Annotated in this window: 14 protein-coding genes and 1 tRNA gene; 11 read left to right on the forward strand and 4 right to left on the reverse strand. The window is 68.1% G+C overall.

Annotated features, from left to right (window positions below; translation table 11 throughout):
* Positions 1-68 precede the first annotated feature (68 nt).
* Genes ACIQTT_RS00860 through ACIQTT_RS00880 form a run of 5 tightly spaced genes read left to right on the forward strand, consistent with a single transcriptional unit; the run spans position 69 to position 3,986 of the window.
* Positions 69-1,760: a SulP family inorganic anion transporter gene (locus ACIQTT_RS00860; RefSeq protein ID WP_402784761.1), complete on the forward strand. Its 1,692-nt coding sequence runs from the start codon at positions 69-71 to the stop codon at positions 1,758-1,760.
* Between the two features lie 3 nt (positions 1,761-1,763).
* Positions 1,764-2,435, forward strand: a complete 672-nt coding sequence (locus ACIQTT_RS00865) for a GAP family protein (RefSeq protein ID WP_402784764.1) — start codon at positions 1,764-1,766, stop codon at positions 2,433-2,435.
* Positions 2,436-2,448: 13 nt separating this feature from the next.
* Positions 2,449-2,886, forward strand: a complete 438-nt coding sequence (locus ACIQTT_RS00870; RefSeq protein WP_402784767.1) for a DUF6325 family protein — start codon at positions 2,449-2,451, stop codon at positions 2,884-2,886.
* 4 nt (positions 2,887-2,890) lie between these two features.
* Positions 2,891-3,229 (forward strand): SHOCT domain-containing protein, encoded by a 339-nt coding sequence (locus ACIQTT_RS00875; RefSeq protein ID WP_402784770.1) that lies wholly within the window; start codon positions 2,891-2,893, stop codon positions 3,227-3,229.
* A gap of 40 nt (positions 3,230-3,269) precedes the next feature.
* The gene (locus ACIQTT_RS00880; RefSeq protein ID WP_402784773.1) at positions 3,270-3,986 is read left to right on the forward strand and encodes a GAP family protein; all 717 of its coding nucleotides are present in this window, start codon (positions 3,270-3,272) and stop codon (positions 3,984-3,986) included.
* Between the two features lie 83 nt (positions 3,987-4,069).
* On the opposite strand, the gene ACIQTT_RS00885 is transcribed toward ACIQTT_RS00880, so the two are convergent.
* The 3 genes from ACIQTT_RS00885 to ACIQTT_RS00895 form a co-directional block, all read right to left on the reverse strand.
* Positions 4,070-6,424, reverse strand: coding sequence for an arylsulfatase (locus tag ACIQTT_RS00885; protein ID WP_402784776.1), 2,355 nt, complete (start codon positions 6,422-6,424; stop codon positions 4,070-4,072).
* A 32-nt stretch (positions 6,425-6,456) separates the two neighbouring features.
* Positions 6,457-6,681 (reverse strand): hypothetical protein, encoded by a 225-nt coding sequence (locus tag ACIQTT_RS00890; RefSeq protein WP_402784779.1) that lies wholly within the window; start codon positions 6,679-6,681, stop codon positions 6,457-6,459.
* Positions 6,682-6,756: 75 nt separating this feature from the next.
* Complete coding sequence (locus ACIQTT_RS00895) at positions 6,757-9,231, reverse strand: LuxR C-terminal-related transcriptional regulator (RefSeq protein ID WP_402784782.1); 2,475 nt, start codon at positions 9,229-9,231, stop codon at positions 6,757-6,759.
* A 226-nt stretch (positions 9,232-9,457) separates the two neighbouring features.
* On the opposite strand from ACIQTT_RS00895, the gene ACIQTT_RS00900 reads away from it, so the two are divergent.
* The 5 genes from ACIQTT_RS00900 to ACIQTT_RS00920 all read left to right on the forward strand — a co-directional run bounded on the left by ACIQTT_RS00900 (position 9,458) and on the right by ACIQTT_RS00920 (position 14,968).
* Positions 9,458-9,946 (forward strand): DUF1269 domain-containing protein, encoded by a 489-nt coding sequence (locus ACIQTT_RS00900; protein WP_402784785.1) that lies wholly within the window; start codon positions 9,458-9,460, stop codon positions 9,944-9,946.
* A complete protein-coding gene (locus tag ACIQTT_RS00905) occupies positions 9,943-10,974 on the forward strand; it encodes a diacylglycerol/lipid kinase family protein (protein ID WP_402784788.1) in 1,032 nt (343 codons plus the stop codon). The genes ACIQTT_RS00900 and ACIQTT_RS00905 overlap by 4 nt, the downstream gene beginning before the upstream one ends.
* A gap of 22 nt (positions 10,975-10,996) precedes the next feature.
* Entirely contained in the window at positions 10,997-12,067 is a 1,071-nt protein-coding gene (locus tag ACIQTT_RS00910) for an AI-2E family transporter (RefSeq protein ID WP_402784791.1), read from the forward strand.
* A gap of 114 nt (positions 12,068-12,181) precedes the next feature.
* On the forward strand, positions 12,182-14,539 hold the full coding sequence (locus ACIQTT_RS00915; RefSeq protein WP_402784794.1) for a sulfatase-like hydrolase/transferase: 2,358 nt from the start codon (positions 12,182-12,184) through the stop codon (positions 14,537-14,539).
* Between the two features lie 36 nt (positions 14,540-14,575).
* Complete coding sequence (locus tag ACIQTT_RS00920; protein ID WP_402784797.1) at positions 14,576-14,968, forward strand: SHOCT domain-containing protein; 393 nt, start codon at positions 14,576-14,578, stop codon at positions 14,966-14,968.
* 89 nt (positions 14,969-15,057) lie between these two features.
* Here the strand turns inward: ACIQTT_RS00920 and ACIQTT_RS00925 are convergent.
* Positions 15,058-15,130: transfer RNA gene (locus ACIQTT_RS00925), tRNA-Ala, on the reverse strand.
* Between the two features lie 152 nt (positions 15,131-15,282).
* Here ACIQTT_RS00925 and ACIQTT_RS00930 point away from each other — a divergent pair.
* Positions 15,283-16,344 carry a flavin-containing monooxygenase gene (locus ACIQTT_RS00930; protein WP_402784800.1) on the forward strand — a complete coding sequence of 354 codons (1,062 nt, stop codon included), beginning with the start codon at positions 15,283-15,285 and terminating at the stop codon, positions 16,342-16,344.
* The last annotated feature ends 3 nt before the right edge of the window (positions 16,345-16,347 follow it).

Below are 16,347 nucleotides of genomic sequence, written 5' to 3' on the forward strand. Positions count from 1 at the left end.
TCCATGGGCATACGCTACTGCGAAATATCGGTATGGCGTCGGAGGCCCTCCTCTGCCAGAATGACCGCGTGACCGACCGGAGAGCGGTGCAGCGACCGTTGGCGGGATTGACGAGGACGAACGTCACCCGCGAACTCCTCGCGGGTGTCACACTCCTCGCGATCGCCGTCCCCTTGAACATCGGGTACGCGCAGATCGCCGGCTTGCCGCCGACCGCGGGCCTGTACGCACTGATCCTGCCCACCGTCGTGTACGCGCTCACCGTCTCGTCCCGGCAGCTCGTCGCCTCGCCCGACGCCGCGGCCGCCGCGCTCGTGGCCTCGTCGATCGGCGGACTCGCGGTGGCCGGCAGCGCCGACTACGCGACGCTGGCGCTGGCGCAGGCGATCATCGTCGGCGTGCTGTTCCTCGCCCTGTCGTTCTTCCGCCTCGGTTTCCTCGCGAACTTCCTGTCGAAACCCATCCTCATCGGGTTCGTCGGCGGGCTGGCGCTCGACATCATGGTGAGCCAGGTCGCCAAGATGCTGGGAGTGGGGATCGACTCGGGCGGGGAGTTCGTCGAGAAGGTCGGGCAGCTCCTCGGCGGGATCGGAACGGCCAACGGCTGGTCGGTGCTGATCGCCATCGCAGCCGTGACGGTGCTGATCGGCGGGCGCAGACTTCTCCCCGTGGTGCCGTGGGCCCTCGTCGTGCTCGTCGTCGCGACCGTTGCAGTGGTCGTGACCCGGGCTCAGGATGCCGGCGTCGACGTGCTCGGCGACGTCCCTGCGGGACCGCCGCAGTTGAGCTGGCCGGTGATCGACTGGTCGATGTGGTTGGCTCTCGTGCCCTCGGCCATCGCCCTCACCATGATCACGACCGCCGAGGGCCTGCTCGTGTCCCGCGCTTACGGCGAGAAGCGGCACTACCCGACCAAGCCGAACCGTGATCTCTTCGCCTTCGGTGTCAGCAACATCATGGCGGGCGCGTCCGCGAGCTTCACGGTCGGCTCCTCCACGTCGAGGACCGCCGCGATGGACCAGGCCGGTTCGCGCACGCAGCTGCCGTCGCTCGTTCTCGCGGTCGGAACGCTCCTCCTCGTCATGTTCGGCACCGCACTGCTCGCCGACATCCCATCGCCGGCCATCGGGGCGATCGTGGCGGTCGCGATCATCCCGCTCCTCGGCATCCGTGATTTCATCCAGCTCTGGCGCCAGGACCGATTCGAATTCGCGATCGGCGTGGTCTGCTTCCTCGTCACCCTGTTCATCGGCTCGATCGCGGGCATCGTGGTCGCGTTCGTCCTTGCGCTGATCAATCTGGCGAAGCGCGCCGCCAATCCGGCGATCGACGTGCTCGAGGCCACCGGCGACCCGTCCGAGTCCCTTCTCACCGACGCACCGCAGGGGATGACGACGGCCCCCGGCGTGATCGTCATCCGTCTTGCCGCCCCGCTGTTCTTCGCCAACGGAGATGTCTTCGCGCAGGCGGTGAAGAGTGCGGTCGAGAACGTGCACGATCAGGAGGTCGAGCATGTCGTGATCGACATGGAGGCCGTGACCGACGTGGACGTCACCGGGGCGGAGTCGTTCACCGCCCTCCAGGAGTGGCTCGCCGCGAAGCGGGTATCACTGTCGTTCAGTCGGATGCGCGCCGACACGGCGGCGAGACTGACGCATCTTGGTCTGCTGACGAGCGAGGCGGTGTACTCGACGAACAGGGAAGCGCTCACGGCCCTCACCACGACTGCACTCGCGCCGTCCGAGAAGAAGAAGAGGTAGACCATGCTCTCCGTCATCGGCGAAACACTTCCCCTCGCCCTCGGCATCGCGATCAGTCCGATTCCGATCATCGCGGCGATCCTCATGCTTCTTTCGCCCAAAGCGCGCGTGACCAGCGTCGGGCTCCTGCTCGGCTGGATCGTGGGCATCATCGTGGCGGTGGTGGTCTTCACGCTGATCTCCTCGGTGCTGCCGACCCAGGACTCGGAGGCCTCGTCGCCGGTCAAGGGCATCATCCAACTCGTGCTCGGCCTGCTGCTGCTCCTGGTGGCGCTTCGGCAGTGGCGCGGTCGGCCGCGCGGCGACCAGGAACCGGTCCTGCCGAAATGGATGCAGGCGATCGACCGGGTGACGTTCCCCGTCGCGCTCGGTCTCGGTTTCCTCCTGTCGGCGCTCAACCCCAAGAACCTGCTCATGGGTGCGGGCGCGGGCGTCGCGATCGGGGGAGATGCGCTCGACGTCGGATCCGTCGTCGTCGTGATCGTGGTGTTCGTGATCATCGCGGCATCCACCGTGGCGATCCCCGTCATCGCCTACCTCCTCGCGGCCGACAGGCTGCGGAGCCCGCTCGATGCCCTCCGCGACTGGTTGCAGAAGGAGAACGCTGTGATCATGGCCGTTCTCCTCCTCGTCATCGGCGTCTCCATGATCGGCAAGTCGTTCGCAAGCTTCTAGAGAGGATCCCCGCATGACGCATCTCGCCTATGGTCCGGTCGAGCTCTATCTCGTCGGCTTCGAAGGAGACCACCCCCACCCGGCGGTGATGGCTTCGCTGAGGGAACTCGTCGACGGGGATCTCATCCGTCTGCTCGACCTCATCATCGTCTCGCGCTCCGAGGAGGGAGACGTGACCGTGACCGAGATCGAGGACGAGAGCGAGGCCTACGGATTCGGCGGGGTCGAGTTCGGGGTCTCCGGTCTCATCGCCGACGACGACGTCGTGGACTTCGCCGAGCAGATCCCCCCGGGGGGATCTGCGGCGCTCGTCGCGCTCGAACTCACGTGGGCGCGGTCGCTCGCGAGCCGTCTGGACGCCGCCGGAGGCGTCGTGCTGCGCACCGAGCGGATCCCGGCACCCACCGTCAACGCCATCATCGACGCCGTCGCACACGCAGGACAGGAGTAGCACGATGCCATTCATCAGAAGGTTCGGTCGCCCCGGACTCCTCGGTCTCGCGGCGAGGACGGCGATCGTCGCCGGAACGGCCGGCGCTGTGACGAACAGCATGCGGGAGCATCAGCAGCGCAAAGCGGAGGCGGAGTACGAACAGGGTCAGTACGAGGCCGCGCAGCAGCAGGAGCAGATCGATGTCTCCGCGCAGTCGGCGGTCGCCGCGCAGAGCGCACCATCGGGTGCGGCACCGGGCGGGGACCTCGTCGGGGAGCTGCAGAAGCTCGCCGCTCTGCGCGAGTCCGGTGCGCTCACATCGGCCGAGTTCGACGCGGCGAAGGCGCGCCTCCTCGGTTAGCGCCGAGCCTGCGATCACTCGGACCCGAGAAGACGCCATCATGGGCGAACTCATCCTGCAGCTGATCCCCGTCGCGATCGGGATCGTGCTGAGCCCCCTCGCGATCATGGCCCTCGTCGCCATCCTCGTCTCGACGCACGCGCGCAGGAACGGCGTCGCCTTCCTGATCGGCTGGGCCGTCGGGACGCTCGGTGTGCTCCTGCTGGGGCTGTGGCTCTTCTCGGTGCTCGAACTGCACCAGGTCACCGAACCACCGCTCTGGGCCGACGTGCTCCGTATCCTCCTCGCCCTGTTCCTCCTCGGCGCCGCCTTCTGGGTCTATCGCCGCGGCCATGCGCATGTGAAGGCGATGGCCGAGGCGACGACTCCTCAGGCGGTCGTCGCGGCGGCGCCGCAGCTGCCGGGGTGGCTGCAGACGATATCGACGTTCCGCCCCGGGCGATCCGCCGCGCTCGGGGTGGGGATCTTCGTCCTGAATCCGGTCGATGCATCCTGCGCTCTTCTCGCGGCCCTGGACATGACGCTCGCGCGTCTCGACACCGGGTCGCTCGTCGCGGTCGTCGCGGTCTTCTGGATCGTCTCGATCCTGCCGATCACGCTCCCGGTCGTGTACGTGCTCCTGCGGGGCCCCGCGGCGCAACCGAGCCTCGACAGGCTCCGCGACTGGGTCGCGACGCACACCAACGTGCTCAACGCGGCGCTACTCCTCGTGATCGCCGTCCTTCAGCTGCAGAAGGGCCTCAGCGCTCTGCTCTGAGACGGCGGCGGGGAGAAGTGCCGGACAGGCGTCGGGGCGCCCTCCGCTCCGCGGTGGAGGACGCCCCTTTCGGCCTCGGCCGGCTACTGATGCCGCAGGGCGGCGTTGAGGTGCTCCTCGGGGTCGATGAGGTGCGAGTGATCGTCGTCACCGAGCGCGACCTCCGCCCAGTCGAGCTTCCCGCTGAACTTCCCGCCCCACTCGCGATAGCCCTCGTACGCGGGCATGCCGGTGTCCTCGCCGGCATCCATGCCCTCGTCGAAGGAGTAGTACAGCGGATGCGTGTGTTCCACGCGGCCGGTGCCCGCGGGCTCGTCATCGATGAACAGGGCGACATCGCCTCCCTTGCCGATTCCGCCGCCGTCGTAGGAGAACTCGACCCGAACGAGGTGGTCGCCGCTGCCGATCGCGCGGTCCGACACGGTCGTCGATCGCACGAGGCCGCAGTAGTTGTAGTGGTAGCCCAGCTTGCCGTCCTCCGCGAAGAACGACCAGCCGCCGGTGCGTCCGCCCTGCGCGACGATCGCGCCGTCGAGGCTCGCATCCGCGGGAACCGTGATCTGAGCGGTGACGCTGTACGAGCGGTTCTTCACGTTGAGGGCGACGTTCTCGCCGAGACGGACCATGCCGGGGTAGAGACGGAGCGATGTGCCCGTCACCAGAGTCGGTCGACCGGCGATGGCGGGGTTCATCCGCTCGGCCGCCCGATCGTCGAGAGGGAAGACGTTGTGCCGCGCCGCCTCGATGAGAAAGAGCTGCTGCAACTCGGCGAGCTTCTCGGGGTGCGACGCCGAGAGGTCGTTCGACTGGGTCCAGTCGACCGAGGTGTCGTAGAGCTCCCACACGTCGGCGGAGAAGTCCGGGGCCTTCGACACCACGTCCCAGGGAGTGCGGTGCTTGGTCTGCGCGGTCCATCCGTGGTGGTAGATGCCCCGATTGCCCATCAACTCGAAGTACTGGGTGACGTGCCGCTCGGGCGCGTCGGACTGGTTGAAGGAGTACGCCATCGACACCCCGTGCATGGGGATCTGCGTGACCCCGTTGACGGTGTGCGGCTCGGCGAGGCGTGCGACATCGAGGATCGTCGGGGCGATGTCGATGACGTGATGCCACTGATCGCGCACTTCGCCCGCCCCCTCGATCGCGGCGGGCCAGTGCACGATCGTGCCGTTGCGTGTTCCGCCGTAGTGCGAGGCGACCTGTTTGGTCCACTGGTAGGGGGTGCACATCGCGTGCGCCCAGGCGACGGAGTAGTGGTTGTAGGCTTCGGGGCCGCCGACGTCGTCGAGGTGCTCGTTCCAGAACTCGACCGTCTCGAGTTCGCCGCCCCCGTTCGAGGCGGTCGTGAGCATGTAGGCGCCGTTGATGCCGCCCTCGGCGCTCGCGCCGTTGTCTCCGATGATGTAGTAGACGAGGGTCTCGTCGAGGATCCCCTGCTCTTCGAGCGCGTCGATCACGCGTCCCGTGTGGAAGTCGGCGTACTCGAGGAACGCGGCGTACACCTCCATCTGATGCGCCAGGATCGGCTTGCGCTCCTCGGCGACGTCGTCCCAGGCGGGAAGGCCCTCGGGGCGAGCGGTCAGCACGGAGTCGGGCGCGATGACGCCCAGCTCGACCTGACGTGCGAACGTCCGGTCCCGCTGCGCATCCCACCCGTCGTCGAAGGCGCCCTTGTACTTCGCGATCCACTCCTTCGGCACGTGATGCGGAGCATGGGTGGCACCGGGGGCGAAGTAGATGAAGAAGGGCTTGTCCGGGGTCAGGCTCTTCTGCTGGCGGATGTAGTCGATCGTCTTGTCGGCCAGGTCGGGCATGAGGTGATAGCCGTCCGCGGTCGAGGGCTCGACGGCGGTGACGCCGTCGACGAGGGCGGGTGTCCACTGGTTCGTCTCTCCGCCGATGAAGCCGTAGAACCGCTCGAACCCGGAGAACGCGGGCCAGTGGTCGAAGGGACCCGTGGGCCCGGTCTCCCAGACCGGGACCTCGTGGCATTTGCCGAACTGCGCGGTGTTGTACCCGTTCTGTCGAAGGATCTCCGGCAGGGGCACGGCGGAGTTCGGGCGGGTCGAGCGATACCCGGGCGAAGGGGTGGCCGTCTCGGTGATGTGACCCATACCGACGGCGTGGTGGTTGCGGCCCGACAGCAGGGCGGCGCGTGTCGGGGAGCAGAGCGCCGTCGTGTGGAAGCGCGAGTACTTCAGCCCCGCGTCCGCGAGCCGCTCGGCCGTGGGCATGCGGACCGGCCCGCCGAAGGCACGGGAGGCACCGAACCCGACATCGTCGAGAAGGATGATCAGGACGTTCGGGGCGCTCTTCGGCGGTCGCTTCGCCGTCAGAGCCGGGAAATCGGCGTCGGCCTTCTTCGCGTCGAAGCCCACGGGCCCCTGATACTCGCGGTCGGGCAGCGGCAGGATCGAGCCGGGCAGCTGTTCGCTCATGGTCATGGTCTCCTTCGATCGGTGGAGTGGGGTCAGGGCTTTCGACGGACTTCGGTGATCTCCAGGCCCATGCCGGCGATGCGCATGAGCAGGCCGTGGAGCTCGGCTTGGTCGCGGATCGGACCGGAGAGCAAGGTGGTGCTCCGGTCGATCTGCACGGCCTCGAGTTCGGGGAAGGCGGCGGCGAGCGTGTCGGAGCGCGCGTACGGCAGACGGATCTCGTACTGCGTCCTCCGTGCTGAGCCTGCGGCTTCCATGCCTCCATGGTGAGGCGCCCGCTCGACGAGCGCCTCGCCCGTCTCAGGTGAAAGAGAGCACGATCGCGAGCGCGGTCAGAGCAGTCCCAGTTCGGTCGCGCGCTTGACCGCCTCGCTGCGACCGGTGACATCGAGCTTCAGATAGATGTTGCGAAGGTGGGTCTTCACCGTGTTGACGCTCAGGTACTGGCCGGCGGCGATGTCGGCGACGCTCTGGTGCACGGGCAGCTCGATGAGGATGTCGTGTTCCTTCGGGGTGAGCGCCACGGTGAGGCCGGGACCCGCCGGTGCGACTCCGACCAGCCGGGCCACGGTGGACGACAGCGGGTTGAGGTGCCCGAAGCGGCCGGCGTGAGATGCGGTGAGACGGGCGCCGACCGCGCCGCGCATGAGGAACGGGCGCACCGTTCGAAATCGCCTCGCCTGGGTGAGTGCGGTCGTGAGATGCGAGATGCAGACACGATCGCGCCGGTCGGCGTGGGCGGATTCGGCGAGGAGCAGAGAGGTACCGACGATCGCGTTGGGATGCCAGCTCCGTGCGCCGCGCGCCACGGCATGACTGAGTTCCGTCTCGCGATCGGGGTGAGGGCGCGGGTCCAGGAGGAATCGCAGGTTGGCGAGCTCGAGGCTGCTGCTGCCGAGCATGGTCTCGGCGAAATCCGCGAAGTCGATGGCCAGGGGCAGCTCGTCCTGCGCGGCGCGCAGCGCCACGACCTGCAGCGAAGCGGCCGCGACCAGGCGGGGGAACCGCGACCCCGAGGTGCGCAGGATCCTCTCGAGCTCATCGGCTGCGTCGAGAGGCTCGTCGTCGGCGTCGAGGGTCTCGAGGAGTTGCAGCACGCGGGCGGGAACAGCCAGGGCGTCGGCGGATCCTCCGCGCGAGACGACCACGTCGTCGAGTTCGTGGGGGAGCGGCTCTCCCCGCTGGTAGTCGCGGCCGGCGCGGATGATCACGGTGGCGGCGCGCACCGGATCGCTCAGGCCCGTCGCGAGAGTGATCCCGCTCTCGATCACTCGCTCCTCCATCGTCGCGCTCTTCTCCCACTCCTCGAGCGCGATCGCGCAGTTCGAGTAGAGCTCAGCACCGTGCAGTTGCAGCCACTGGTATCCGGCGGTCCCGGCGCACTCCACCACCTGCCCCGCCGTGGACATCGCCTCGCGGATGTCGCCGGCGCATCGCAGCGCCTGCGCCTCGGCGAGGGTGCACAGCAGATCCAGTGCGAGGGATGACGCACGAGCGGCGACACGAGGTGGCGAGCGCAGATCGGGGCGCTCGAGCGTGCGGTATGCGTCGTCCGGGGGAAAGCACTCGATCGCCTCGAGCGCGGTGGGCCACGGGGTGCGTTCGTAGCTCGAGTGATCGTGCCGGTGGGCGTCCTCGATCAGACGTGCCCAGAGCAGCGGGTCGGTGGAGAACGGGATCTGCAATAGGAGCCGAGTCACGATCACGCCCAGGGTGTCGGTGGTCCGGGGGAGCAGCCGCACCGCCTCGGCGACCAGCGCGCCGTGCCCGCTCATAACCAGCTCGAGCCCGAACCGTTCCGCCATCCGCCGGATCAACGACGAGCTCTCGCTGCGCAGTGCATGACGGAGAGCCTCCACGGAGCGCTCCCGTGCCGCATACCAGAGCGCAGCGCGCCCGTGGCTGTCGCGCAGAGCGACCGGATCGCGTCGTCGTCCTTCGGCCTGCAGGAAAGCGAACAGCACGGGGTGGAAGGTGACGAGCCCGTCGGCCACGGTCAGGAGCGCATTCTCGGCGGCCAGCCCGGCGGCGATGGCCGGGGCATCCGCGCGGCCGGTGAGCTCGACGAGGAGGTCGCCGGGGAGGGACTCCGCCACGGCGCCGGAGATGAGGATATCCACCTCCTCGTAGCTGCTGTGGTCGAGGACCTCGGCGGAGAGGAAGTCTCCGACGGCACGCGAATCGGCGAGAAATCTCTCGATCACGTCGTCGACGTCGCCATGGAGCAGTCTCGGCACCGCCAGGGCGATACCGGTGGACCACCCCGCGGTTCGCGCCACGAGAGCCGTAGACGCCGCGCCGCCGAGCTGCACCCCGTGCAGGCTCGCGAGATCGGATGCCTCGTCGGGGGTGAAGGCGAGCTCATCGCCGCGCACCTCCACGAGGGTGCCGGCGGCGGCCAGGTACGAGAGGCTGTGCACCGGTTGGAACCTGCCGGCCACGATGAGATGTCGTGCCGTCCCGACCGCGCCGGCCAGCAGCGCGCCGAGGGCTCGGGGGTCGACCAGGTGCGCATCGTCGACGACGACCCACTCGTCGTCGACGGCGCGAGCATCCGGATCGGGGGACGAGCCGCCGCGGAACCAGCTCACCCGCCGTCCGGAATCATCGAGGTCGTGCGCCCAGTCGGTCAACAGCGCGGTCTTCCCGGATCCGGCCGCGCTCCACACGGTGAGGATCCGCGCGCCGTCGTCGAGCAACGCGCTCAAGGAGCGGTCGAGTCTCGGCCTGCGGAGGTGGTGGACACTGCGCTCGGGGAGGAGTGCCTTCTCGCGCTTCGCGCTGAACGGCTGATCGATCTTCGCCACCGCATGCCCCCTACCGAATCGCGCGTACGTGATGTCACTCGGGTGGGGCCAGGCTAGCAGGGTGATATATCGCCGCGCGAGGGGTTCTTGAACACCCGAACCTCACCCCGATCGGGTGAGCCGAGACGGCGCGAACCCTCCGAGACTGACGGCAGGTCGGAGGCGCTCTCCCGAGCCCGGGGGTGACGGACTCCACTGACGAAACCCGCACGGAAGGACTGCACGCATGGCCGATCTCATCGTCATCTCATTCGATACCGAGGCGGACGCCGAAGGAGCGTATGCCACGATCCAGGGGTTGGCCGACGACCTCGTCGTCGAACTCGCGGGCCTGGCACTCGTCAAGGTCGACAGCGACGGCAAGATGAAGGTCGAGCACCCCGGTGCCGCGGGTGACGTCGGGCTCGGTGCCACGAGCGGTGCGCTGTTCGGTTTCCTGCTCGGCATCCTCTTCTTCGTCCCGTGGGCGGGCCTGATCTTCGGCGGAGCCTTCGGCGCGCTGATCGCCGGACTCGACAAGTCCGGGATCGACTCGGAGTTCCGGGAGCGGGTGAAGTCCGCGGTGGCCGCCGGGAAGTCCGCCGTGGTCCTCTACGCGACCAAGCTCACGGAAGACAAGTTCGCCGCTGCCATCGCGCCCTACCGGGGCACGATCGTGCAGACCTCGCTCTCGGCCGAGGCCGAAGAGGAACTGATCCACGACGCTGCGCAGTGACGCCCGACACCGACCGGGATGACGACGTGAACGGGAGCGCCCGGGGGGCTCGCACCGTCGGGATCGTCGTGAACCCCACCAAGATCTCCATCGCCGCCCTGCGCGACGCGATCGAGGCAGTGAGCGAAGAGCTGCCCGACGACGTCACGGCGCAGTGGTACGAGACCACTGCAGAGGACCCGGGAACCGGTATGGCGCGGGAGGCGGTCGCGGACGGATGCGATCTCATCATCGCCGCCGGCGGCGACGGAACCGTGCGAGCCGTGGCGGAGACGCTCGCCGGGAGCGGCATCCCGCTCGGCATCGTCCCGGCCGGGACCGGGAACCTCCTGGCGCGCAACCTCGCGATGAACACCGGCGACCCCCGCACGGCCCTCCATGTGGCCTTCACCGGGTCACCCCGAGCGATCGACGTCGGTCGTCTCGATGTGCTGCGAGAGGACGGGAGCGTCGACCGGCGACGCTTCCTCGTGATGGCGGGCATCGGGATCGACGCGCGCATGATCGACGCCACCGACCCCGTGCTCAAGAAGCGCGTCGGCTGGCTCGCCTACGTCTCGGCCATCCTGCGCGTGATGCGTATTCGCAAGACGTTGCGCATGACGATGAGTCTCGACGGAGCACGGGCGCACCGACTGCGCTGCCACACGATCATGGTGGGGAACTGCGGCACGCTGCAGGGCGACATCCTGTTGATGCCGGATGCCTCGGTCGACGACGGGAACTTCGAGGTCCTCGTGCTCCGGCCGACCTCGATCCTCGGGTGGGTGCAGATCTTCGTCAAGATCATCTGGGAGAACGGAGTCCTGCGCCGCACGAGCCTCGGCCCCCGGGTCCTCGGCCTCGCGCACGAGGTGCGGGCGATGAGTTACCGCACCACCCGTGACATCCGTCTGCGCAGTGACACCCCGCACCGCCTCGAGATCGACGGCGACGTCGTCGGGCAGGCGATGGCGATCCACGCCCGGGTCGAGCACGGCGGCCTGAACGTCATCGTGCCGGGAACGGTCCTCGAGTCGAGGCCGTGAGAGATCGCCGATCATGAAACCGGTGAGCGGTGCCCGTCGCGGCGACCAGGCCTCGCCTCTCCTCCCGTCGTCGCTGCGGATCCTGCTCGCGCTGTCAGCGGGAGTCGTGGTGCTGGCAGGACTCTCTCTCGGACGTGAACTCGTCGGACCGCTGGCGCTCGCCGCGGTGATCGTGATCATCTGTCATCCGGTGCGGCGTCCGCTGGAGCGAGCGGGGTGGCCGTCGTGGGCGGCGACGACGGTCGTGATCGTCGTCGCCTACGCGGTCATCGGCGGCATGTTCGCGCTGCTCGCTCTCGCAGGGATGAGATTCGGGCGACTCGTCGCCGAGTCCGCCCCCGAGCTGCGGCGGCTCGTCGACGATGTGCAGACATGGACGGCGTCGCTCGGGTTCGACGCGAGCACGGGCGAGGGAGTCGCCTCGGTGATCGATCCCGCGTCGCTCCTGACGGCCGCCGCCTCGATCGGCGGTTCGGTGATGGGGGTGCTGACGGGCCTGTTCTTCGTTCTCGCCTATGTTCTCTTCATGGCCGCGGACGGCGCACGGTTCGGTGCCGCAGCGAGCGCCCCCGTTCGCGACCATCGGGCGCGAGCGCAGCGCGTCGCTCGATTCACGTCGGGCGTCCGGCGCTATTACGTGGTCAACGCCACATTCGGCGCCGTGGTGGCGGTGATCGACGGGCTCGCTCTCTGGGCGCTCGGCGTGCCGGCCCCGGTGGTGTGGGCGATCCTCGCGTTCGTGACGAACTTCGTGCCCAACATCGGGTTCGTGCTCGGACTGATCCCGCCGGCGGTGCTCGCGCTCGCCGTGGGCGGATGGCAGTTGGCGCTCGTCGTGATCGCGCTCTACGTCGTGATCAACGTCACGTTGCAGGTGCTGGTGCAGCCGAAGTTCGTCAGCGACGCGGTGGATCTCAGTCTGACCCTCACCTTCTTCTCGGTGATCTTCTGGACGTTCATCATCGGACCGCTCGGAGCGATCCTCGCGGTGCCGCTCACGCTGCTCGCCCGAGCGCTGATCATCGACGGCGACCCGGAGCAGCGATGGTTGCGATGGCTCTCGGGTTTGGGAAACCCGACGACCGCCTCATGAGAGCGCTGCCACATCTCACCCGCGGCGGGTGAGGACGTGGATCCGGGGCGTCAACAGACTCGAATCGACGTGTCTCGGAGCGAGACCCCACTCGCCGGATGCAGAGGAGCGACCATGTCCGACCGTCAACGTTCGATCCTTCCGATCCCCGACCTGGTGCACACCGGGATGGTGACCTACGACGCGACCGATCCCGACACGCACTTCCCCGCGATCACTCCGGTGCGCCCGCCGACGGGTGCACCGAACGTCCTCGTCGTGCTGATCGACGACACGGGTTTCGGCGCGTCGAGCGCCTTCGGGGGCCCGGTGCGGACCCCGAACTTCGAACGGGTGGCGGCTGCCGGACTCAAATACACGCGCTTCCACACCACGGCGCTGTGCTCGCCGACCCGCGCCGCCCTCCTCAGCGGTCGCAATCACCACACCGTCGGGATGGGCGGCATCACCGAGATCGCCACCTCCGCCCCCGGGTACAGCTCGCTCCGCCCCAACAGCTGCGCGCCGCTGGCCGAGACCCTGAAGCTGAACGGCTACAACACCTCACAGTTCGGGAAGTGCCATGAGGTGCCGGTCTGGCAGGCGAGCGAGATCGGACCCTTCGACGGTTGGCCGAGCCCGGGCAACGGCTTCGAGTACTTCTACGGCTTCATCGGCGGCGAGACCAACCAGTGGTATCCGGCGCTCTACGAGAACACGGTGCCGGTCGAACCCTGGGGGACGCCCGAGGACGGTTACCACTTCATGGGAGACATGACCGACAAGGCCATCGCCTGGACACGCGCTCAGAAGTCGCTGGCACCCGACGTGCCGTTCTTCACCTACTTCGCCCCCGGCGCGACGCATGCCCCTCATCACGTCCCGGCCGAGTGGGCCGACGCCTACAAGGGCGAGTTCGATCAGGGGTGGGACGAAGTGCGGCGCGAGACGTTCGCGCGCCAGCTCGAGATGGGGGTCATCGCACCCGATTCGGTGCTGACGGAGCGCAGCCCCGGCATCCCCGCATGGGACGACATGAGCGACGTCATCAAGCCCGCGCTGGCCCGACAGATGGAGGTCTACGCCGGCTTCCTCGCCTACGCCGATCACCACGTCGGCCTGCTCCTGGATGCCTACGAGGAACTCGGAATTCTCGATGACACGCTCGTGTACGTCATCATCGGCGACAACGGGGCCAGTGCCGAGGGGTCGATGCACGGCACCACCAACGAGGGCTTCACGATCAACCACATGAACGACCTGGAGACCGAGCAGTACGTCGCCGACCACATCGACGACATCGGCACGCCCCGGTCGTACAACCACTACGCGGTGGGCTGGGCGCATGCGATGGACACCCCCTATCAGTGGACCAAGCAGGTGGCGAGCCACTGGGGAGGCACCCGCAACGGCACGATCGTCAGCTGGCCGAACGGCGGCGTCGCGAAGGGCGCGATCCGCCACCAGTTCAGCCATGTCATCGACGTCGCACCGACGGTTCTCGAAGCGGCCGGCATCCCGGAGCCGTCGACCGTGAACGGAGTGACGCAACGGCCCTACGAGGGCACCCCCATGAACTACACGTTCGGCGCCGACGGTGCGGAGGCCGAGGAGCGGCACACGACGCAGTACTTCGAGATGGTCGGCAACCGTGCGATCTACCACAAGGGCTGGACCGCGGTGGCGAAGCACAAGGATCCGTGGCTGGCGTCGTCGCACGGTCTCGACGACGACGTGTGGGAGCTCTACAACGTCGACGAGGACTGGACGCAGTCGAACGATCTCGCGGCTCGGGAACCCGAGCGTCTCGCACATCTGAAAGAGCTCTTCCTCATCCAGGCGGCGAGATTCAACGTCTTGCCGCTCGACATCCGCACCGCCGAACGGTTCAATCCCGATCTCGCCGGTCGGCCGCAGCTCGTGGTGGCCGACACCCAGAAGTTCTATCCGGGCATGAAACGCCTCAGCGAGAACACCACGATCAACATCAAGAACAAGTCGTGGACGGTCACGGCCAGTGTCTCGCCGTCGATTGCGGGGGCCGACGGCGTGATCATCGCCCAGGGCGGTGCCTACGGCGGCTGGTCGTTCTACGCGCACGGCGGCAAGCTCGCCTTCGCGTACAACCTGCTGGGGATCGAGGTGGCGGTGATCCACTCGGACCGCGATGTCCCCCCGGGAGAGCAGGAGGTGCGTGCGCACTTCGCCTACGACGGCGGAGGGCTGGGAAAAGGCGGCACGGTCACGCTCTACTCCGACGACGAGCTGCTCGGTGAGGGACGCGTCGAGAAGACCATCCCGTTCCAGTTCAGCTTCGACGAGACGGTGGATGTCGGAGCGGACCTCGCCTCGCCGGTGTCGCCCGACTACGGGGCGACCGACAACGGGTTCAGCGGCACGCTCCAGTGGGTGCGGATCGATCTGGGCGACGACGACCACTCGCACCTCATCGACGACGAGCACCGGCTCGCCGTCGCCATGCTCAAGCAGTAGCCCGCACCATCCACGGCAATCAACGAAAGGTCGATCATGAGTTTCTGGCAGGGGTTCTGGGACATCATCTGGTGGTTCTTCTGGGCGTTCGTCTTCATCTCGTATCTGTTCGCACTGTTCGCGATCATCGGCGATCTGTTCCGGGATCGGAAGCTCAATGGCTGGTGGAAGGCCGTGTGGGTCGTCTTCCTGATCTTCGTGCCGTTCCTCACCTCGCTCGTCTATCTCATCGCTCGCGGGCAGGGTATGGCCGAGCGGAGCGCCGCACAGGCGCAGACGACGGCCGATGCGACCGATCACTACATCCGCTCGGTCGCCGGCGCGAGTCCGAGTGATGAGATCGCCAAGGCGAAGGGTCTGCTCGATGACGGCACCATCACGGCCGAGGAGTACGAGCGGATCAAAGCGCGCGCGCTGTCGCACGTGTGACGGAGGGGAGAGTCCGTCGTCCGAGACGGAGGGGAACCTGCCCACGAGAAGCAAAAAGCCCCGCGATGTCTCGCGGGGCTTTTTCTCGGTGGACCTGAGGGGACTCGAACCCCTGACCCCCTGCATGCCATGCAGGTGCGCTACCAGCTGCGCCACAGGCCCAGAATCGCTCCGGATCAACCGGGGCAACTCGAAAAGCGTACTACAGGTCGCGAGGTCAACACCAATCGGCGCGAGCCGCCCGGGCGCGTCGTGATCCGGAGCCGGGGAGGGCGACGGGGAACAACGACGGGCTCCCGCACGTTCACGTCAGCGTGAGCATCCTCGACAGCATCGTGATCGGCGCGGGTCAGGCCGGACTCTCGGCGTCGTATCACCTGACGCGGCTCGGCATCTCGCACGTGGTGCTCGATTCCGACGCCGAGCCGGGCGGAGCCTGGCAGCACCGATGGGATGCCTTGACGATGCGCGACGTGCACGGGGTCGCAGAGCTTCCGGGCGATACTCCGCCCCCGCGTGACGGCCAGCGCGCCAACGTCGTCGTGCCCGCCTACTTCGCCGCCTACGAGCGCACGCATGTCCTTCCGATCATCCGCCCCGTCACGGTCGATCTCGTGGACGACGAGGACGGGGTGCTCGTGACGCGGGCGGGGGAGCGGGAGTGGCGCTCGCGCACCCTGGTGAACGCGACCGGCACCTGGACGCATCCGTTCCTGCCGCACTACCCGGGCATGGAGACGTTCCTCGGCGAGCAGATGCACACGATCGATTACCCCGGTCCCGAGCACTTCCGAGGGAAGCGCGTTCTCGTGGTCGGGGGCGGGGCGTCCGCCGTCCAGTTCCTCGGCGCGCTCGCCCCGATCACCGACACCCTCTGGGTGACGCGGCGCGAACCGGTCTGGCGCACCGACGACTTCACGCCCGAGGCGGGCGCGGCAGCGGTCGCGCTCGTCGAGCAGCGCGTCGCGCAGGGGCTGCCGCCGCAGAGCGTCGTGAGCGTCACCGGGCTCATGCTCCGCGAACAGGAGCGAGAAGCCGAGCGTCTCGGGGCCTACGCCGCGCGGCGGCCCATGTTCACGTGGATCGAACCCGACGGCGTGCGCTGGGCCGACGGATCGTTCGAGCGCGTCGACGTGATCCTCTGGGCGACGGGCTTCCGGCCCGCGATCGGCCACCTCGCTCCACTGCACCTGCGCAGCGGCGCGGGAGGCATCCAGCTCGATCGTGGCGGACGGGGAACGACGGCCGTCGCCGATCCCCGGATCCAGCTCGTGGGTTACGGCCCCTCGGCGAGCACGATCGGGGCGAACCGTGCAGGGCGCTCTGCCGCAACCGGAGCGCGGCGAGCGCTGGCGAACGTTCCCTCGATACGCTGAAGG

The sequence above is a fragment of the Microbacterium sp. NPDC090225 genome, from assembly GCF_044772365.1.
GTDB lineage: Bacteria > Actinomycetota > Actinomycetes > Actinomycetales > Microbacteriaceae > Microbacterium.

Coding starts and splice junctions, on each gene's coding strand:
- ACIQTT_RS00865 (WP_402784764.1), top strand. CDS start 1,764: ATGCTCTCCGTCATCGGCGAAACACTTCCCCTCGCCCTCGGCATCGCG.
- ACIQTT_RS00870 (WP_402784767.1), top strand. CDS start 2,449: ATGACGCATCTCGCCTATGGTCCGGTCGAGCTCTATCTCGTCGGCTTC.
- ACIQTT_RS00875 (WP_402784770.1), top strand. CDS start 2,891: ATGCCATTCATCAGAAGGTTCGGTCGCCCCGGACTCCTCGGTCTCGCG.
- ACIQTT_RS00880 (WP_402784773.1), top strand. CDS start 3,270: ATGGGCGAACTCATCCTGCAGCTGATCCCCGTCGCGATCGGGATCGTG.
- ACIQTT_RS00885 (WP_402784776.1), bottom strand. CDS start 6,424: ATGAGCGAACAGCTGCCCGGCTCGATCCTGCCGCTGCCCGACCGCGAG.
- ACIQTT_RS00890 (WP_402784779.1), bottom strand. CDS start 6,681: ATGGAAGCCGCAGGCTCAGCACGGAGGACGCAGTACGAGATCCGTCTG.
- ACIQTT_RS00900 (WP_402784785.1), top strand. CDS start 9,458: ATGGCCGATCTCATCGTCATCTCATTCGATACCGAGGCGGACGCCGAA.
- ACIQTT_RS00915 (WP_402784794.1), top strand. CDS start 12,182: ATGTCCGACCGTCAACGTTCGATCCTTCCGATCCCCGACCTGGTGCAC.
- ACIQTT_RS00920 (WP_402784797.1), top strand. CDS start 14,576: ATGAGTTTCTGGCAGGGGTTCTGGGACATCATCTGGTGGTTCTTCTGG.